The organism is Streptomyces sp. NPDC088794 (assembly GCF_044750545.1).
Lineage (GTDB): Bacteria > Actinomycetota > Actinomycetes > Streptomycetales > Streptomycetaceae > Streptomyces.
The window spans coordinates 1-19,062 of the sequence record NZ_JBIVKB010000035.1; the positions used below are offsets into that span (position 1 = coordinate 1).

Below are 19,062 nucleotides of genomic sequence, written 5' to 3' on the forward strand. Positions count from 1 at the left end.
TATCAACATATCTGGCGTTGACTTTTGGCACGCTGTTGAGTTCTCAAGGAACGGCCGCTTCCTTTGTACTCACCCTCTCGGGCTTTCCTCCGGGCACTTCCCTTCGGTCTTGCGTTTCCGACTCTATCAGACCCTTTCGGCGTCCGATTCCCCGTCAGATGGGGTTGTCTTTCCGGCTGTTGGGCCGTTCCGACGTCTCAAACCTTAGCGGATCCTCTCGGCGATTCCCAATCGGGCCGCCGAGCCCCAAATCGAATTGAATTCGGGCACGCCGAAATCGACCCGGTTGGGAGGTCGTGCTGAAGGTTTGGGTTGCCGCTGACGCGGCGGAGGTGCTGCCGCAGAACCGTTACGGCCCCGTGGCAACCCGAAGAACTCTACGGATCCGGATGGGGACTGTCAACCCACCCCTGTCAAGATCTTTTATGCCCGGCCCGGTTCCGGCTCAGTCCAGGTCGCTGAGGCGTCCGCCCGCGTCCGGCTGGGCGTGCTCCACCCTACGCAGGAGGCGGGTGAGGACGTCGCCGAGGGCCGTGCGGTCCTCCGGGGAGAGGTCCTGGAGCAGGTCCTCCTCGAAGACCGTGGCCATACGCATCGCCTCCAGCCACTTCTCGCGACCCTCCACCGTGAGCTCGACGATCACGCGGACGCGGTTGGACTCGTCGCGCTCCCGGGTGACCAGACCCTCGCCGACCATGCGGTCGATGCGGTGGGTCATCGCGGCCGGCGTCAGGCCGAGGCGCTTGGCGAGGTCGCTGGGACCCAGGCGGTAGGGAGCGCCGGCGAGGACGAGGGCCTTGAGGACCTCCCAGTCGGAGCTGCTGATGCCGAGGGCGGCGGTCTGGCGGCCGTAGGCCACGTTCATACGGCGGTTCAGCCGGGACAGGGCCGAGACGATCTGCTCGACCTGCGGGTCGAGGTCCCGGAACTCGCGCTGGTAGGCGGCGATCTGCTCGTCGAGCGTCGGCTCGCTGACGCCAGGGGTCTCGGCCATGGCCGCAGTATGGCACGCACCCTCTTTGCTTTGAAGTCCTTCGCTGTGTACTATTTAGCTTCGAAGTTTAGTGTCGAAGTCTTCACTCCTAACTACTAGGAGTCTCAACTACTTGATTGAGGTGAACGTGACCAGGGCGATGGGCGCAGCGATGCGCCGGATCCACGTGGGAAACGCACTCAGCGCGTTCGGGCTCGGCTTCACGGTCCCGTACCTGTACGTCTATGTGGCGCAGGTCCGGGGTCTGGGAGCCATGACGGCGGGGCTCGTCCTCGCCGTCTTCGCCGTGGCCGCGTTGGTCGTACTGCCGTTCGCCGGACGGGCCATCGTCCGGCGCGGGCCCCTGCCGGTTCTGATCGCCGCTCTGGTCACCGCCGCTCTGGGGGCGCTGAGCCTCGGACTCGCGGGCAGTGCGACGGCCGTGCTGCTGTCGGCGGCGGCGCTCGGGGCGGGGCAGGCCGTGATGCAGCCGGCGCTGGCGACGATGATCGTGGACTGCTCGACGTCCGACACGCGCTCGCGTGCCTTCGCGATGCAGTTCTTCCTGCAGAACCTCGGGCTGGGCGTCGGTGGGCTCATCGGTGGTCATCTCGTCGACACCACGCGCGCGTCCTCCTTCACGCTGCTGTTCGCGATCGAGGCGGCGATGTTCCTGCTGCTGGCGGTCGTGATGGCGACCGTGCGGACGCCGCACGCCCCGCACATCGGGGCCGCGCCTGCCGGATCGGCGAAGGGGAGCTGGAAGCAGCTGCTCGGCAACCGGGCCATGGTGCAGCTGTCCGTGCTGGGCTTCGTGCTGTTCTTCGCCTGCTACGGGCAGTTCGAGTCGGGGCTCAGTGCCTACGGGGTCGAGGCCGCCGGGATCTCCACGTCCGCGCTGGGGTCGGCGCTGGCCGCCAACACCCTGATGATCGTCGTCGCGCAGTTCGCCGTGCTGAGGTTCGTCGAGCGGCGTCGGCGGTCGCGGGTCATCGCGGTCGTGGGGCTGATCTGGGCCGTGGCGTGGGTCGTGGCCGGGTACGCCGGGCTCGGGCACGGCAGCAAGGAGATGGCGACGGCGGCCTTCGTGTCGACGTACGCGCTGTTCGGGCTGGGTGAGGCGATGTTGTCGCCGACCGTCGCTCCGCTGGTGGCCGATCTGGCGCCGGAGGGGATGGCCGGGCAGTACAACTCCGCCTTCGCCCTGGTGAAGCAGCTCGCGCTGGCCGTCGGGCCCGCGGTGGGCGGGCCGATGGGGGCCTCGCTGCACGCGCCGTACATCGTGGCGTTCCTGTTGTTCTCGCTGGGGATCACGTTCCTCGCGCTGCGGCTGGGGCGGCAGCTGACCGCCGTACAGGATCGGCCTTGGGCGGTGGCCAGGAGTCGGGTGGTCGCTCGGGGTGGGGCGGCTGCGGAGCCTGTTGTCGCCGAGGCGTGAGATCGGGATGGGAGAGCGGCCGTCGCCCTTGGGGGTGGCGGCCGCTTCTGTGTGCGGGACTAGGTCGGGCGTGGGAGGACGAACTCGCACCAGACCGCTTTGCCGCCGCCCGGGGTGCGGCGGGAGCCCCAGTTGGTGGCGATGGTGGCGACGATGGCGATGCCTCGGCCGGACTCGTCGCCCGGTTCGGCTCGGCGGCGGCGGGGGAGGTGGTCGTCGCCGTCGGTGACCTCGATGATCAGGCGGCGGTCGGTGCGACGCAGGCGCAGGCGCATGGGTGGGATGCCGTGCTGGAGGGAGTTGGCGACGAGTTCGCTGGCGGCCAGGACGCCCAGGTCGTGCAGTTCGGTGGGGAAGCGCCAGCTGGTCAGGACGCCCGAGGCGAACGCACGCGCGCGTGGGGCCGCTTCGACGCCGCCGAGGAGCTCCAGGGCCGCGTTGCGGAACAGGTCGCTGTCGGGGCCGGTGCGGGCCGGGTGCTGGAGGACGAGGACGGCGACGTCGTCGTCGTGGTCCGCGGTGACGCCGGCCGAGCGGACCAGGCGGTCGCAGACGACCTGTGGAGTGCCCGTGGCGCCCGCCAGGGCGCGCTGGAGGGCCGCGATGCCCTCGTCGAGGTCCTCGTTGCGGCGTTCGACCAGGCCGTCCGTGTAGAGGACGGCGGTGGAGCCGGGGCCGAGCGGGATCGAGCCGGAGGAGTGCATCCAGCCGCCGGTGCCGAGCGGCGGGCCTGTCGGTTCGTCGGCGCGCAGGACGACCCCGCTCTCGTCGCGGACCAGGATCGGGAGGTGGCCGGCGGAGGCGTACACCAGGCGGCCCTCGTTCGGGTCGTGGATGGCGTACACGCAGGTCGCGATCTGGTTGGCGTCGATCTCGATGGCGAGGCCGTCCAGGAGCTGGAGGACCTCGTGCGGGGGGAGGTCGAGGCGGGCGTACGCGCGGACCGCCGTGCGGAGTTGTCCCATGACCGCCGCCGCTCGGACGCCTCTGCCCATGACGTCGCCGATGACCAGGGCCGTGCGGCCGCCGCCGAGGGTGATGACGTCGTACCAGTCGCCGCCGACCGCGGCCTCCGTGCCGCCAGGCTGGTAGGTGGCGGCGATCCGCAGGTCGTCGGGTTCTTCGAGCTCCTGCGGGAGGAGGGAGCGCTGGAGGGTGACGGCGGTCTCGCGCTGGCTGCGTTCGCTCGCGCGCAGGCGTTCGGCGGCCTCGGCGTGGTCGGTGACGTCGGTGGCGAAGACGAGCACTCCCCCGTCGTCGCCTTCGGCGACCGGGGTGCAGGTGAAGGTGTAGGAGCGGCCGTCGGGGGCCTTGCGGGACTTGAGGGTGCGGGGCTTGCCGCTGCGCAGGACCTGGTCCAGGAGCGGGAGCAGGCCCAGTTCGTCGAGTTCCGGGAGCGCGTCGCGGGTCGGTTCGCCCAGGGGGCGTACGCCGAAGGCCGTCACGTAGGCGTCGTTGACGTACGCCACGCGGTGGTCGGGGCCGTGGACGAGGGCGACGAGGGCCGGGACGCGGTCGAGGACCTCGCGGACGGGGAGGTCGTCGACGGCCGGTACGGGCGGGGGCTCGTCGGTGAGTTGTTCGGCGCGGGCGGCGGGGACCGAGCCCGCGCCCTCCGTCCGCCGGTCCGCGGTGACCGCGTGGTCGGTCCGCGCTGCGGCGCGGCGCTGCGTTCCGGGGAGCCGGGCGCTCCAGCGCGTGAAGTTCACGAATCCTTGCCTCGTGTCGTCGTCTTCGGCCGGCTCCGGACCCGGCCGGGGGTCTGGGGGTTGGCGCCCCGGGGATGCAGCACGGTGGGGAGAGCCTCGCGGGTTCGAGGGGCGAGCTTCTGCTCGTCCGAGGGGTGGGACCAGTCTGGCAGTGTGGCCTACGAGGGCGACATCCGTCAGACGCCTGCGCGGTGTACGGAGTTCCTCACTCCGGTCAGGACGACCCCTTCGGGTCGGTAGGAGGCTTTCCACCGGCCGCGAGTTCGAACTCCGCTCGGGGATGTTCGAGTGATCCGAGCGACACGATCTCCCGTTTGAAGAGACCCGAGAGCGTCCATTCGGCCAGGACGCGAGCCTTCCGGTTGAAGGTGGGCACCCTGCTGAGGTGGTAGACGCGGTGCATGAACCAGGCAGGGTAGCCCTTCAGCTTGCGCCCGTAGACCTGCGCGACACCTTTGTGCAGCCCGAGTGAGGCGACCGAGCCGACGTACTTGTGCGCGTACGTCTCCAGGTCCTCGCCGCGCAGGGAGTGCGCGATGTTGTCGCCGAGGACCTTGGCCTGGCGCACGGCGTGCTGGGCGTTGGGCGCGGTCTCGGTGCCGGCTTTCTCGGCGGTGACGTCGGGGACGGCGGCGGCATCTCCCGCGGCCCACGCGTGCGTGGTGCCCTCGATCGTCAACTGGGGGGTGCATTTCAGCCGGCCGTGCTCGTTGCGCGGGAGGTCGGTCCCGGCGAGCAGTGGGTGGGGTTTCACGCCTGCCGTCCATACGACCGTCCGGGTCGGGAAGCGGGCGCCGTCGTCGAGGACGGCGACGCGGTCGACGCAGGACTCCAGGCGGGTGTGCAGGCGTACGTCGATGTTGCGGCGGCGCAGTTCGGTGACCGTGTAGCGGCCCATCTCCTCGCCGACCTCGGGCAGGATGCGGTCCGAGGCCTCGACGAGGATCCACTTCATGTCGTCGGGCTCGACGTTGTGGTAGTAGCGGGCGGCGTAGCGGGCCATGTCCTCGAGCTCGCCGAGCGCCTCCACGCCCGCGTAGCCGCCGCCGACGAAGACGAAGGTCAGGGCCGCGTCGCGGATGGCGGGGTCTCGGGTGGAGGAGGCGATGTCCATCTGCTCGATGACGTGGTTGCGCAGGCCGATCGCCTCCTCGACGGTCTTGAAGCCGATGCCGTGCTCGGCGAGTCCCGGGATGGGCAGGGTGCGCGAGATCGAGCCGGGCGCGAGGACGAGTTCGTCGTACTCCAGTCGCTCGGGGCCCGCGCCCTCCTCGTCGGTGGCGAGGGTCATGACCGCCGCGGTGCGCTTGGCGTGGTCGATCATCTCCGCCTCGCCGATGACCACATGACAGCGGTCCAGGACGCGGCGCAGGGGGACGACGACATGGCGGGGGGAAATGGAACCGGCCGCCGCTTCGGGAAGGAACGGCTGATAGGTCATGTACGGGTCGGGGGTGACGACCGTGATCTCGACTTCGCCCCGCTTGAGTTCTTGTTTCAACTTCCGTTGCAGGCGCAGAGCCGTGTACATCCCGACGTAGCCGCCGCCGACAACGAGAATGCGCGCACGTTCCTTCACCATCCCATGACGCACCGAGCTCTTGAGTTTGTCCACAGCCTCGACAATTTGTGTGACCGCGGGTCGGGGACATCCGGACTTGGCCGAATTGCCGGAGTGCGCGGAAGGATTGCAGGTCAGCAGGTGTGCGCCGGGTGACCTTGGGGGGTGTAATCGGGACGTATGCGGCCCGTACTCCGATCGGGGGGCGCTCCGTGCGGAACCTGCCCCTTCTGAATTGACCCCCGCTCAACTATGTTCGTGTGTCGACGGGGTGTAGGGGGATGCGCTCATCGAGTCCGCGACGGGCGGGCCCGTGGTCGCGCTTGTTCCCGAGCCCCGGCTGCCGATGGCGGGGAGAGTCTCCGGGGGGAGACGTCATTACCGGGGGAACATTCATGCATATTCAGGACACTCATTGGTCGTCCGCGTCCACGCTCGCACCGGCTGGTGTGGTGAGCGCGGCGGCAAACGGACGCGGGGACGGTGCCCGCACGGCGCCCCTCCGCGTGGACGCACAGCGCAACCTGGAACACGTACTGCGCGCGGCGCGCGAGGTCTTCGGCGAGCTGGGATACGGCGCGCCGATGGAGGACGTGGCGCGGCGGGCGCGGGTGGGTGTGGGGACCGTCTACCGGCGGTTCCCGAGCAAGGACGTCCTGGTGCGGCGGATAGCCGAGGAGGAGACCTCCCGGCTGACCGAGCAGGCCCGGACGGCGCTCGGCCAGGAGGACGAGCCGTGGTCGGCGCTCTCGCGCTTCCTGCGGACGTCGGTGGCCTCGGGTGCCGGGCGGCTGTTGCCGCCGCAGGTGCTCAGGGTCGGCGTCGCGGACGAGCAGGGCGACGGCGCGTTCGACGAGGCGCGCGTGCCGCAGCAGCGGTCCCAGCCGGGTGCCGGGGAGTTGCGGCTGGTGCCCGAGGGGGTGCCGGCGGTCTCGGCGGACGACGACACGGGCGCGGCCGCGCTGCTGGAGGTCGTGGGCCAGCTCGTGGACCGGGCGCGTGCGGCGGGTGAACTGCGGCCCGACGTCTCGGTGTCGGACGTACTGCTGGTGATCGCGACGGCCGCGCCCTCGTTGCCGGACGCGGCTCAGCAGGCCGCCGCGTCGGCGCGGTTGCTGGACATCCTCCTGGAGGGACTGCGGTCCCGACCGCTGTGACGGATCGCGATCGCGGCCGCGCGTGACTGGCCGCGGTCGCGACCGGTGCGGCGGCTGTGGCCGCGGTCATGGCGGTACGGCTCCGGCCGCTGTCATGGCCCGAGTTACTCGAAAAGGTGACGGAGGAGCGTGGGCTCTGCGCGGCCCGCGCCCCCCGGGCGAGCTCGCAACACGCTCGACATTCCGGACAGATGGCGCAACTCTCAGCCCTGGAGTGCGATTTGAGCCGTTCCCGGACGGGTGACGGCTAGCACTGCGGCGCGACAAGTCCCCACGGATGAGTGGAAGGTCCCCTCCAAGGGGGTCCTGAACAAAAGCCAATATGGCACTCTGACCCGGTGTTCGCGACTGTAGGTCAGGCGGCGGGGGCTTTCCGCGATGAGCGTTGACGGGCGGGACGAGTCACTGGGTGACGATGACCCGGAGGCCGGCGGTTCCCCGCAGGTACCGAGTCAGGGTGGCCGGGCCGCCGGGGCGGGGCGCGGTGGTGAGCCCGTCGAGGCCGTCGTCCCGGCTCAGGGTGGTGAGCCCGTAGAGGGCAGCGTGCCCGCGCAGCGCGACCGGCGCGAGGACGGCAGCGTGCTGCCGCCGCCGAGGGACCTGCCACCGGCCGACGCCGACCTGATCGAGCGGATGCGCGCGGGCGACGACACGGCCTACGAGGAGTTGTACCGGCGCCACGCGGACGCGGTGCGCCGCTACGCCCGTACCTGCTGCCGTGACGCCCACACCGCGGACGACCTCACCGCCGAAGTCTTCGCCCGCATGTTGCAGGCGGTGCGCGGCGGTTCGGGTCCCGAGCACGCCGTACGCGCCTATCTGCTCACCACCGTCCGCCGGGTGGCCGCGAACTGGACCAAGTCGGCCCGGCGCGAGCAACTGGTCGACGACTTCGCGGTGTTCGCCGCGCAGGCCGCCCGCGGCTCCGAGGTGTCGGACGACGACACGCTCGACCTGGGCGCCGATGTGCGCGCGATGCACGAGGCCGAGCAGACCATGGCCATGCAGGCCTTCCGGTCGCTGCCCGAGCGCTGGCAGGCCGTGCTGTGGCACACCGAGGTCGAGGACGAGTCGCCGAGCGAGGTCGCCACACTCTTCGGGCTCGACGCCAACGGCACGCGCGTGCTGGCCAGTCGCGCCCGCGAGGGCCTCAAGCAGGCCTACCTCCAGGCCCACGTCAGCGCCGCGCTCGTCGGCGACGAGGAGTGCGCCCGCTACGCCGACCGGCTCGGCGCCTACGCCCGCGGCGGACTGCGCACCCGTGCCGAACGGGGCCTGCGCAAGCACCTGGAGGAGTGCGCCAAGTGCCGGCTTGCCGCGGGCCAGATCAAGGAAGTCGCCAGCGGGATCCCGGGTGTCGTGCCAGTCGCGATCATCGGCTGGTTCGGTGCCGCCGGGTACGCCAAGGTGGTCGCGCTCATCGCCGGTGGCGCGGGGGCCGGTGCGGCCGGGGCCACGGGTGCGGCCGTGGCGGCGGGCGGCAGTTCGTCCGGCGGGGCGGGTGCCGGTGGGGCCGCGGCCTCCGAGGGGCTCGGCGCGCCCGTGAAGGCCGGCATCGCGGCCGGTGTCGTCGCGGTGGCGGCCGCGGCGGTGGCGCTCGCGCTGGTCAACAACGAAGTCCCGCCCAAGAAGCCCGACGCCAAACCGCCCGTGTCCGCGCCGGTGGTCAAGCCCGAAGCGCCGACGCCCGCGCCCTCGAAGAAGGAACCCGAGCCGGAACCCCCGGTGTTCGCGGCGGCCCCCGCTCCCAAGCCGACGCCGAAACCGACGCCGACTCCCCGGCCGAAGGCCAGCCCGACGCCGACCCCGAAGCCCACCCCCACGCCGAAACCGACCCCGAGGCCCACGCCCACCCCGACACCCACTCCGACGCCGCCGCCTCCCCCGCCCGCTCCGACCGTCTACCAGTGGAGCGAGCTGTCCTACAACGTCTCCGGCGACGGCACCGGGCCCGAGATGCGGCTCGGCGAGAGCAGTTGGGTGTGGCAGCGGTACGGGGTGTCGATCGCCGACAAGCGGTACGCGCACGGGGTGACCGTGCACGGCCGGTCCTCCGTCACCATCGACCTCAACCGCAGCTGCAACTCCTACGACGCACTCGTCGGCGTCGACGACATGACCCTGGGGATCGGCCGGGTGCACTTCTCGGTCTACGCCGACGGGGTCCAGCTGTGGCGGTCGGGAACGATCCGTGGCGGGGACCGTGCGGTGCCCGTCCATGTGAACATCGCCGGCCGCAAGACCGTACGGCTGGTCGTCGAACCGCTCAGCGACTTCGACTCCCTGGCGCTCGCGGACTGGGCCGAGTCGAAGTTCTCCTGCGGCTAGGGCAATCGGGGGCGACGGGGGCGACTTGGGGCCACTAGTGAGCCCTAGGTAGTCCAAGGAAGCCCTGGGAAGCCCTGGGGAATTCTGGGGAGCCGACTTCCTAGTGCCCCAACAGGTGCTGGTGAGGCCCCAGTTCCTCCGATTCGGCCAGGTCGGCGAGGACCTCTTCCGGAGTGAGGGTCGCGCCCCGGGCGCGTTCCGCCGCGTACCGCGCCGGGCCCAGCCCCGCGCGGGCGGCCTCCTCGGCCCACTCGGCGCGCTCGTCCTCCGGGCGGGAACGGGGAACGCCGCCGCGCCAGCGTTCGGCGGCGGCGAGCAGCCGGGCCGCGCGCGGGAGATCGTCGAGGTCGGTCAGCAGGGCGGCCGTCATGTCCACGAGGGTTGCCACGACCGCGTCGGCACACTGCTTCTCGACCGCCTGCCGGACGGTGTCCACGAATCGCGGCAGCCCGTGCTCCGGGCCGGACTCGGCGACCACCACCATCGCCTCGATCGACAGCACCATCACCATGAACTGGGGCGGCGCCACGTCCTGGCCCACCTCCGCCCGGACCGCGTCCACCAGTTCACGCGCGCGGGCGATGTCCTCGTCGTCCAAGGCGATGCGGGCCTCCATCAGCCTGACGAACGCCTGGGCCTCCGCGACGCCGTAGCGGTCGGCGGCGGCGGTGGCCTCGTCCAGGGACTTCAGCGCGGCCGAGCGGTCGCCCGTGCGGTAGGCAACCTCGGCGAGCCGGGCGAGGAGAAACGGCGTCTCGGCGTACGCCTCCACCTCGTAGGCCAGCCGCAAGGCCTCCGCGTACTCCGCCTTGGCCTCCTCCGGCCGACTGCGGATCATCGCCGCCTCACCGGCCGCGCTGCACACCTGGGCGCGCATCCAGCGGTCGCCGACCCGGCGGCTGAGCACCCGTAGCTCCGCGAGGTCGTCGTCGATGCCGGCCATGCCGCCCGAGGAGTCGACGATCATGTGGGTGCGGAACATCAGGCTGACGCCAATCGACCAGTCGTCGCCGTGGGCACGGCAGTTGGCGACCGTGCTGTCCAGGGCGGCCCGTATGCCCAGCGAGCCGTCCCTGGAGAAGGTGGTCATCGGCCACACGAGTCCCGGCACCCGGGCCGCGTCCGGACCGCCCCGTGCGAAGTGGTCGCGCACCCGGTCGACGTACTCCCGCATGCGGTCGTCGAGAAGATCGTCCAGCGGCTCGGCGTCGATCCTGAGGAACAGATGCAGCATCCGGAGGTTCATCCGCAGGGTGTGCAGCGGGTGGTCCGTCTCCCCGTCCGGGTCGGCGAGGAAGGCGTCGACGGGATCGGCCGGGTCGATGGGATCGACGGGATCAGCCGGACCGGTGGGACCGGTGGGATTGGTGGGACCGGTGGGATTGGTGGGACCGGTCGGATCGGTGGGATCAATAGGGCCGGCTGTGTGGAGAGCGTCGCTCTGTTCGGCCGCGTCCAGTGTTACGCCCAGGCGCAGGATCCGGTCGGTCCAGGACATGGCCTCCGTGCGGTAGTTGCGCAGCCACCAGAACCAGCCCGTGGCCATCGCGAGGGCGCCCGCCTCGGCCTCGGCCTCGTCGGTCAGGGCGCCGTGCAGGGCCGCGCGGATGTTGTCCAGCTCCGTCTCCAGACGGGCGATCCACGGGAGTTGACCGGCGGAGCGCAGTTGCGGCTCGGCCTCCTCCACGAGCGCGCGTACCCACGCGCGATGCCGACGCTCGGCCGCGGCGCGCAGTCCGGGGACCTCGGCGGCGCGCTCGACGGCGTACTCGTGGATGGTCTCCAGCATGCGGTACCGCATGCCGTCGCCACTGTCCCGCTCGTACGGGGACGCCACGATCAGGGACTTGTCGACCAGGGACCCGATCAGGTCGGCCGCGGGTCCCGTGCACACGGCCTCGGCCGCCGTGAGGTCCCAGCCGCCGGCGAAGACGGACACCTCGCGCAGTACCGTCCGCTCCCGGTCGTCGAGCAGGTCCCAGGACCAGTCGACGACCGCGCGCAGGGTCTGCTGGCGGGGCAGGACCGTGCGGCTCCCGGAGGTGAGGAGGCGGAAGCGGTCGTCCAGGCGGTCGGCGATCTGGCGTGGGGTGAGCAGGCGCAGCCGGGCGGCGGCCAGTTCGATGGCGAGCGGCAGTCCGTCGAGCCGGCGGCAGATCTCGTCCACCGCCGCGCTGTTGACCTCGTCGCGGAGCAGGGTGGCCGCGTCGGGGCGGACGGCGGTGGCGCGCTCCGTGAAGAGGCGGTGGGCCTGGTCGGGGACAAGGGGTTCGACCGGGCGCACGGACTCGCCGGGGACGCCCAGGGGTTCACGGCTGGTGGCGAGGACCGTGAGGCCGGGGCAGTGGGTGAGGAGGGTCTCGGCGAGGGTGGCCGCCGCCTCGATGACATGTTCGCAGTTGTCAAGGATCAGGAGCTGGCTGCGGGGGGCGCAGTGCTCTACGAGCAGGGCGATCGGGTCGTCCTGCGGGGCCGTCAGCTCGGTGGTCTTCAGTACGGTCTCGCGCAGACCGAGGGCGTTGACCACCGCGCCCGGCACGGCCTCCGGGTGGTCGAGGGGTGCCAGTTCGACCAGCCAGGCCTGGGGGGTGCCTGCGGCGGCTTCCTCGGCCAAGCGGGTCTTTCCCGAGCCGCCCGGTCCGGTGAGCGTGACCAGTCGGGCCCTGTGCAATTCGGAACGGATGGCGTCGAGCTCGGGTTCCCGGCCCACGAAAGAGGTAAGTCGGGGACGGAGGTTGCCGGTTCGGGTGGGGGCTTCGGGGTGGGTGGGGCTGGAGGGGTGAGTGGGTGGTGTGGGGGTGGAGGAGTGAGTGGGTGGTGTGGGGGTGGTGGGGCGTGATGCGGTGGGTGGGGGTGGGGTCGTCAGCAGTTCCGTGTGCAGGGCGCGGAGTTGGGGGCCCGGGTCCGCGCCCAGGCCTTCGGCGAGGGTGTGGCGGGCCGTCTCGTAGGCGGCCAGGGCGTCCGCCGTGCGGCCCGTGTCGCGCAGGGCGCGGATGAGCAGCGCGTGCAGCGGTTCGTCGTACGGGTGGGTCGTGGTCAGTTCTCTGAGGCGGGGTACGGCCTCTTGGGCTCGGCCGAGGCGCAGTGCGGCCTCGGTGCGGGCTCGGGTCGCCTCCAGGTGCAGGGCGTTCGCGCGGGTCGCGGCCGTGCGGTCGGGGAAGTCGGTGAGGGCGGGGCCGCGCCACAGGGCGAGGGCCTCGTCGAGGGTGTGGGCGGCGGTCGCCGCGTCGTCGTTCGACAGGGCGGTGGTGCCCTCGTGCACGAGGCGTTCGAAGACGAACAGGTCTACGTCGTCCGGGGTGGCCGTGAGGCGGTAGCCGCCGGGGGCGGAGGTGATGGCGTCCTTGCCGAGGGTGCGGCGCAGGCGGGCGATCAGGGCCTGGAGGGCGGCGGGGGCGTCGTGGGGTGGGGTGTCCGACCAGATCTCTTCGATCAGGGTGTCGGGGGTGGTGAGGCGGCCGGGGTGGAGGGCCAGGGCGGTGAGGAGGGTGCGGAGGCGGGGGCCAGGGATGGGTAGGGGGGTGCCCTGGGTGTCCTCGGCCTGGGTTATGCCCAGGATTCTGTACCGCACGGGGTCATTGTCGCTGGGAGTGGGGGGTGGAGCACGGTGTTTGTGGGCGGTGGTGTTTTCGCCCCCGCCGCCCCTACCCGTCCCATCCCCAGGGGCGCTGCCCCTTCGACCCCACTGGGGGCTGCGCCCCCAGACCCCGCTTCGGCCTGAACGGCCTCGTCCTCAAACGCCGGACGGGCTGAAAGATACGGACCGGAGGTCAAGAGGCGCAGCCCGCTGGGGGTGGGTGGGGGTTGGGGATGGCTGAGGCTTGTCCTAGGACGCCGGACGGGCTGAAAGATACGGACCGGAGTTCAGGAGGCGGAGCCCCCTGGGGGTGGGTGGGGGTTCGGGATGGCAGAGCCTTGGCCTCGAACACCGGACGGGCTGAGTTGTACGGACCGGAGTTCAAGAGGCGGAGCCCCTTGGGGTGGGTGGGGGATCGGGATGGCAAAGCCTCGGTCCCGGACACCGGACGGGATGAAAAACAGACACCCGCGCCAGCATCCAAGAGACGCAGCCCCCTGCGGGAAGGCGGAGGATCAGGACGGCACAGCCTCGGCCCCGGACACCGGACCGGAAGAGAAACAGACGCCCGCGCCAGCATCCGAGAGGCGCAGCCCCTTGCGGGTGGGTGGGTGGGTGGAGGATCAGGACGGCACAGCCTTCCTCATGCCACCCCCGCCCCACCCCCCGAAGCCAACGCCCCCCGTCTCGGTGTGATGCCTGCCGGGACCGCCCGTTGGCGGGCCGGCGTGCCTGTCCAGCAGGTGCCTCGGCGGGAGAGTAGGCGGCGGAGCCAGAGTTCGAGGGAGACCAGGTCGGCGAGGCCGTCCAAGGGGAGGGGTTCGCCCTCCGCCGCGGCGCGGAGTGCTTTGCGGACCACCCGCGCTTCGACCAGGCCCGCCTCCGCCAGGAGGGGCGTGCCGAAGAGGGACATCAGGGAGTCCGCCGCCACGCGCAGGCCCTTGCGGGCCGCGGCCGCGGTGGGGGCGTGGGTGGGGGCGCCCCAGCCGGGCGGGAGGTCGGCGACGCCGGCGCCCTCCAGGACCGTACGGAGGATGGCCGCGCGGGCGCCTGGCTGGACGCGTAGGGCCTCGGGGAGGGCGCGGCAGGCGCGGACCACCTGGTTGTCGAGGAAGGGGGCGTGGAGGCGTTGGGAGCGGATCTCGGCGGCTTGTTCCAGGACGCGTAGGTCCGCGGCGTGGCGGAACAGGGCCGCACGCGCGCGATGGTCGCCGGGGCGTTGGCCGGGGCCGATGCCCGAGCGGTTCGTGGAGGTCTGGAGGCGAACCGATACTTCAGCCAGCGCCTCGCCGGTCAGCCAGCGTGCCGCGGGGCCCGGTCTGGCCCAGGTGAGCGCGGACAGGGACGCGCCGACGGCACCGCCCGGCTCCTCGAAGCGGCGCTGCATCAGGCGCTCGCCGAGCAGCTCCAGGCCTTCGAGGTAGGGCGTACGGGCCAGTCGGCGGGCCGCGCCGTACACGCGCGCGGGGACCATTACCGAGCCGTCCGCCTTGGCGAGCGCGGCCACGGGGCGTACCAGGTGGCGGCGTTTGCGGTCCATCAGGAGGTCGGCCAGGCGGGCCGGGTGCGCGTCCAGGACCTGGCGGGCGCCGTAGCCCGTGAAGTGGTCCGCGCTGCCGGCGGCGAGGCGGGCGCGGTGGCGGGCGGCGGAGATGAGGGACGGGCCCGGTTCGTCCGTGAGGGGGCCGTCGAGATCCGCGTAGGGAAGCGTTTCCTCGCCGCCCGTCACCACCACGTGGTGGAGGCGGGGGTTGGCGGCCAGCGTGCCCGCGCGTTCCAGTTCCGACTCGCGGCCGCCCACCGCCAGGTCGTTGAAGGTGACCGCCAGCAGCCGCTCCCCCGCGCCCGTGCCGTGGCCCAGGACCGTGCCCGGCATGCCCGGCAGGCCGGCGGCGAGCAGCGCCAGGGTGCCCGAGGCGGGACCGCCGGAGAGGTCGGCGCCGATGCCCGCGACCGGCATCCCGCGCGCGGCGCGCCGCTCGGCGGGCCCCATGCCGGGGACCGGGCCGGGGTCGATGTCGGCCCCGGGCACGTGCCGCGGCGCCGACAGCCGCGCGCGTACCGCCTCGACCAGCGCGTCGCGCACCGCGTCGACCGCGCTGTCCGGGTCCGCCGAGGGCGCCGCCACGGCGAGGGAGGCGACCTGCTCGTAGCCGGCGATCTCGCGTGCGCCGACGCGCAGGATCAGGGTGTGCCCCGGTGGAATGCGCCGCACGCCGTCGTACGGGGTGGAGTCGTGCACGGCCGCCGGCACGTCGGGGGCCGCCAGCAGGGCCGCCAGATGACCGAAGTCGAGGTTCGCCTCGATGAGGTCGGCCAGCGGCAGCGCGGCCGTGGCGTACGCCGTGCCGCCCGCCCAGGGGGTGTAGAACACCGGGCGCATGCCCGCCAGATCGCCGCACACGGTGACCCGGCGGCCCACCTGGACGATGGCCGTGTAGCTGCCCGGCCAGGCCGTCAGATGGCGAAGTGCGCCTCCGCGCGCGGCGAACAGTCCGACCCGCAGCTCCTCGTCGGTGGCACCGCAGGTGCCCAGGACGGCGATCCGGTTCTGGGCGTCGGCCCGCACGACCCGCACCTCGTCGGGGCGCCAGTCACCGACCGCCCACAGCGGATCGGGGTCCCCCCACAGGAGTTGCGAGCCCACCGGGTGGACGGTCTCGCCGTCGGGCCCCGTGGCCCCCGCGGAACCGATCGTGGCGGTCCCAGCGGCGGTACTGCTCCATCCCACCAACCACCGCATCGACGCCTCCACAGCCTGTGGACAACCAGTGCACCGTACGAACTGGTTCCCCATGCTGCCATGAAGGACGCACCTCGGAGGGGTGGTGGCGCCGCTTGCGCTCCCTGGAACGCGCCCCCGCGCCCACCCTCGGGGGTGGGTCAACTCCCTTATCGGGCACGGTGTCTACGACTCGAATGCGCCCCCGGAGCGCGCCCCGAAAACACCCTTCGCGCCCTCAACTGCCATGGTAGGAGCGCTGATTAGCCCGGGATGACGGGGGCGGTTTTCGGCCAAATCGGCGATACGGAGACAGGCGTGCACACGCTCCGTACATGCTCTGCGCACCGCCGCACAGGCGCGCAGCCCGGGAGGCGGAGATCGCCTCCCGGACTTCTCCGCCGCCCGCGGGGATGGAGGCGGCGGTGTCCCCCAGCCCACTGGATCCAGTACAGCGGGCCGACCCACGCACGGTCCATGGAACCGCTCCCCCGATGGCCGGAGAAGAGCGCACGGACGGGCGCACGGCCACACAATGGGAGCACGGCACAACAGCCCGTATCGGACCCGCACTTCAGTACGGACCACAATCCCGCCATCCGGAACAATGCCCCTTAACGCTTGGGATGCGGCGAACTACGCTGGGTTTACGAATGCCGCGTGGTTATGCCAGCGCGGCAGCCGTCTGTGTCGAGGGGTGGCGCATGTCCAGGGAGCAACGCGGGCCGAACGAAAAACTCGGCGCCGTTCTCGCCCTCGCGGGAATCAGCAACGCAGGACTCGCGCGTCGCGTCAACGATCTTGGCGCTCAACGCGGGTTGACTCTTCGCTACGACAAGACGTCGGTCGCGCGCTGGGTGTCGAAGGGGATGGTGCCGCAGGGTGCCGCGCCGCACCTCATCGCTGCCGCGATCGGCCAGAAGCTCGGCCGCCCGGTGCCGCTCCACGAGATCGGCCTGGCGGACGCGGATCCCGCACCGGAGGTGGGCCTCGCCTTCCCCCGGGACGTCGGACAGGCGGTGCGGTCGGCGACGGAGCTCTACCGTCTCGACCTCGCGGGCCGGCGCGCAGGCACCGGTGGCATCTGGCAGTCGCTCGCCGGATCGTTCGCAGTCAGCGCATACGCAACGCCCGCCTCACGGTGGCTGATAACCCCGGCCGACACCTCGGTCGCGCGAGAGGTGAACCCCGGCGAGGGCTCGGGCGCACCGCTCAAAGTCGGCCACAGCGACGTGCTGAAACTGCGGGAGGCCGCCGAGGACGCCAGGCGCTGGGACTCCAAGTACGGGGGCGGCGACTGGCGTTCATCGATGGTGCCCGAGTGTTTACGCGTGGAGGCGGCGCCGCTGCTGCTCGGCTCGTACTCCGACGAGGTCGGCAGGGCGCTGTTCGGCGCCTCCGCCGAACTGACCCGGCTCGCGGGCTGGATGGCCTTCGACACGGGGCAGCAGGAGGCGGCGCAGCGGTACTACATCCAGGCGCTGCGGCTCGCCCGCGCGGCGGCGGACGTGCCGCTCGGCGGGTACGTGCTGGCGTCGATGTCGTTGCAGGCGACCTATCGGGGCTTCGGCGACGAGGGCGTCGATCTCGCGCAGGCCGCGCTGGAACGCAACCGGGGGCTGGCGACCGCCCGCACCATGAGCTTCTTCCGGCTCGTCGAGGCACGGGCACACGCGCGTGCGGGTGACGCGGTCGCGGCCGGTGCGGCGCTCAAGGCGGCGGAGGGGTGGCTGGAGCGGTCCCGGGAGGGCGACAACGATCCGTCCTGGCTGGGGTTCTACTCCTACGACCGGTTCGCGGCCGACGCGGCGGAGTGCTATCGCGATCTCAAGGCGCCTCGGCAGGTACGGCGGTTCACCGAACAGGCGTTGTCGAAGCCGACGGAGGAGTTCGTGCGGTCGCACGGGCTGCGGTTGGTCGTCTCGGCGGTGGCCGAGCTCGAGTCGGGGAACCTTGACGCGGCTTGTGAGCAGGGGGTGCGTGCGGTGGAGGTGGCCGGGCGGATCTCTTCGGCTCGGACCACCGAGTACGTCAAGGATCTTCTGCATCGGTTGGAGCCCTATGGGGACGAGCCGCGGGTTGTCGAGCTGCGGGAGCGGGCTCGGCCGTTGTTGATGGCTCCGGCGTAAGGGTTCCCACGCGTCTGCCGGGTGCCTGTGATCTTTTGACCGCAGGCCCTGGAGGGTTGCCCGCGCCCACGCGGCGGAGCCGCACATCGAAACAGTCCCGCGCCCCTTGCGGGGCACTGCACATCCCCGCGTTTGAAGTGGCTGTCAGTGGCGCAGTGCACTATCGATGGTGGAGGTGGTGTCGGTGACGTCCCGGATCGCTTATGACTGTGATGTGCTCGTGGTCGGCGGGGGCATCGTCGGGCTGTCGTCGGCGTATGCGATCACGCGGGCGGCGCCCGGTACACGGGTGACCGTGCTGGAGAAGGAGCCGGGTCCCGCCCGGCATCAGACCGGGCGGAACAGTGGGGTCATCCACAGCGGGGTCTACTACCGGCCGGGCTCGCTGAAGGCGCGGTACGCGGTGCGCGGGGCCGCCGAGATGGTGAAGTTCTGCGCCGAGTACGGGATCGCGCACGCCGTCACCGGGAAGCTGATCGTCGCGACCCGGCGGGACGAGCTGCCCCGCCTGCACGCGCTCGTGCAGCGCGGCCGGGAGAACGGGATTCCGGTACGGGAGCTGGGCGCCCCCCAGATCGCGGAGTACGAGCCCGAGGTGCGCGGCCTGGCCGCCATTCACGTCGGGACGACCGGGGTGTGCGACTTCGTCGGCGTCGCCCGGCAGCTGGCGCACGCGTCCGGCGCGGAGATCCGGTACGGCTCGCGGGTCGTCCAGGTGGACCGGCGCCCGGAGCTGGGGGTCGCCGTCCGCACCGCCCGCGGGGACGTCATCCGCGCACGCGTGCTGGTGAACTGCGCCGGGCTGCACTGCGACGAGGTGGCACGGCTGACCGGGGACGACCCGGAGATGCGCATCGTGCCCTTCCGCGGCGAGTACTTCGCGCTGGCCCGGCCCGAGCTGGTGCGGGGACTGGTGTATCCGGTACCGGATCCGGCGTTCCCGTTCCTCGGGGTGCATCTCACCCGGGGGATCGACGGCGGCGTGCACGTCGGCCCGAACGCGGTCCCGGCGCTGGCCCGGGAGGGGTACGGCTGGGGGGTCGTACGGCCCCGGGAGACGGCCGGCACGCTGGCCTGGCCGGGCGCGTGGCGGATGGCCCGGCAGCACTGGCGGTACGGGGCTGGTGAGCTGCGTAGATCGGCGTCCAAGAGGGCGTTCACGACGGCGGTCCGCAGATTGTTGCCGGCGGTGACTCCGGACGACCTGGTGCCGTCGACGGCCGGGGTGCGTGCGCAGGCGGTGCTCCGGGACGGCACGCTGGTCGACGACTTCCTGATCAAGGAGGGTCCGCGGACGGTCCACGTACTGAACGCCCCCTCCCCGGCGGCCACGGCGTCCCTGCCGATCGGCCGGGAGGTGGCACGGCGGGCACTGGCGGTACTGGACTGAGCCGGGGCGCTGCGCCTGCCCCCGGCGGGGTCACCGTGCCGACCCTCGTTCCCCGTACAACTCCCACCCCGGCACACG

The 19,062-nt window shown here is 71.9% G+C and carries 10 protein-coding genes; 5 read left to right on the plus strand and 5 right to left on the minus strand.

Going from position 1 to position 19,062, the window contains the following annotated elements; genetic code table 11:
• Positions 1-445 precede the first annotated feature (445 nt).
• The gene (locus ACIP6U_RS48015; protein ID WP_401729799.1) at positions 446-994 is read right to left on the minus strand and encodes a MarR family winged helix-turn-helix transcriptional regulator; all 549 of its coding nucleotides are present in this window, start codon (positions 992-994) and stop codon (positions 446-448) included.
• 139 nt (positions 995-1,133) lie between these two features.
• Between ACIP6U_RS48015 and ACIP6U_RS48020 the strand changes: the two genes are divergently transcribed.
• Positions 1,134-2,411, plus strand: coding sequence for an MFS transporter (locus tag ACIP6U_RS48020; protein WP_401729831.1), 1,278 nt, complete (start codon positions 1,134-1,136; stop codon positions 2,409-2,411).
• A gap of 59 nt (positions 2,412-2,470) precedes the next feature.
• On the opposite strand, the gene ACIP6U_RS48025 is transcribed toward ACIP6U_RS48020, so the two are convergent.
• The gene (locus ACIP6U_RS48025) at positions 2,471-4,120 is read right to left on the minus strand and encodes a SpoIIE family protein phosphatase (protein ID WP_401729800.1); all 1,650 of its coding nucleotides are present in this window, start codon (positions 4,118-4,120) and stop codon (positions 2,471-2,473) included.
• Positions 4,121-4,334: 214 nt separating this feature from the next.
• Positions 4,335-5,702: an NAD(P)/FAD-dependent oxidoreductase gene (locus ACIP6U_RS48030; RefSeq protein WP_401729832.1), complete on the minus strand. Its 1,368-nt coding sequence runs from the start codon at positions 5,700-5,702 to the stop codon at positions 4,335-4,337.
• A gap of 374 nt (positions 5,703-6,076) precedes the next feature.
• Here ACIP6U_RS48030 and ACIP6U_RS48035 point away from each other — a divergent pair, with 374 nt between their 5' ends.
• The gene (locus ACIP6U_RS48035; RefSeq protein ID WP_401729803.1) at positions 6,077-6,838 is read left to right on the plus strand and encodes a TetR/AcrR family transcriptional regulator; all 762 of its coding nucleotides are present in this window, start codon (positions 6,077-6,079) and stop codon (positions 6,836-6,838) included.
• A gap of 378 nt (positions 6,839-7,216) precedes the next feature.
• Positions 7,217-9,166 (plus strand): sigma-70 family RNA polymerase sigma factor, encoded by a 1,950-nt coding sequence (locus ACIP6U_RS48040; RefSeq protein WP_401729804.1) that lies wholly within the window; start codon positions 7,217-7,219, stop codon positions 9,164-9,166.
• A 100-nt stretch (positions 9,167-9,266) separates the two neighbouring features.
• Here ACIP6U_RS48040 and ACIP6U_RS48045 read toward each other — a convergent pair whose 3' ends face one another.
• Positions 9,267-12,737 (minus strand): AfsR/SARP family transcriptional regulator, encoded by a 3,471-nt coding sequence (locus ACIP6U_RS48045; RefSeq protein WP_401729805.1) that lies wholly within the window; start codon positions 12,735-12,737, stop codon positions 9,267-9,269.
• A gap of 649 nt (positions 12,738-13,386) precedes the next feature.
• The gene (locus ACIP6U_RS48050; RefSeq protein WP_401729806.1) at positions 13,387-15,486 is read right to left on the minus strand and encodes an asparagine synthase-related protein; all 2,100 of its coding nucleotides are present in this window, start codon (positions 15,484-15,486) and stop codon (positions 13,387-13,389) included.
• A 683-nt stretch (positions 15,487-16,169) separates the two neighbouring features.
• On the opposite strand from ACIP6U_RS48050, the gene ACIP6U_RS48055 reads away from it, so the two are divergent.
• Both ACIP6U_RS48055 and lhgO read left to right on the plus strand, forming a co-directional pair.
• A complete protein-coding gene (locus tag ACIP6U_RS48055; RefSeq protein ID WP_401729808.1) occupies positions 16,170-17,594 on the plus strand; it encodes an MFS transporter in 1,425 nt (474 codons plus the stop codon).
• 166 nt (positions 17,595-17,760) lie between these two features.
• Positions 17,761-18,984 (plus strand): L-2-hydroxyglutarate oxidase, encoded by a 1,224-nt coding sequence (lhgO, locus tag ACIP6U_RS48060; RefSeq protein WP_401729811.1) that lies wholly within the window; start codon positions 17,761-17,763, stop codon positions 18,982-18,984.
• The last annotated feature ends 78 nt before the right edge of the window (positions 18,985-19,062 follow it).

What these genes read in the sequence shown, in the direction of transcription:
- ACIP6U_RS48015 (WP_401729799.1), bottom strand. Translation starts at nt 994, where the DNA reads ATGGCCGAGACCCCTGGCGTCAGCGAGCCGACGCTCGACGAGCAGATC.
- ACIP6U_RS48020 (WP_401729831.1), top strand. Translation starts at nt 1,134, where the DNA reads ATGGGCGCAGCGATGCGCCGGATCCACGTGGGAAACGCACTCAGCGCG.
- ACIP6U_RS48030 (WP_401729832.1), bottom strand. Translation starts at nt 5,702, where the DNA reads ATGGTGAAGGAACGTGCGCGCATTCTCGTTGTCGGCGGCGGCTACGTC.
- ACIP6U_RS48035 (WP_401729803.1), top strand. Translation starts at nt 6,077, where the DNA reads ATGCATATTCAGGACACTCATTGGTCGTCCGCGTCCACGCTCGCACCG.
- ACIP6U_RS48040 (WP_401729804.1), top strand. Translation starts at nt 7,217, where the DNA reads ATGAGCGTTGACGGGCGGGACGAGTCACTGGGTGACGATGACCCGGAG.
- ACIP6U_RS48050 (WP_401729806.1), bottom strand. Translation starts at nt 15,486, where the DNA reads ATGCGGTGGTTGGTGGGATGGAGCAGTACCGCCGCTGGGACCGCCACG.
- ACIP6U_RS48055 (WP_401729808.1), top strand. Translation starts at nt 16,170, where the DNA reads ATGTCCAGGGAGCAACGCGGGCCGAACGAAAAACTCGGCGCCGTTCTC.
- lhgO (WP_401729811.1), top strand. Translation starts at nt 17,761, where the DNA reads ATGGTGGAGGTGGTGTCGGTGACGTCCCGGATCGCTTATGACTGTGAT.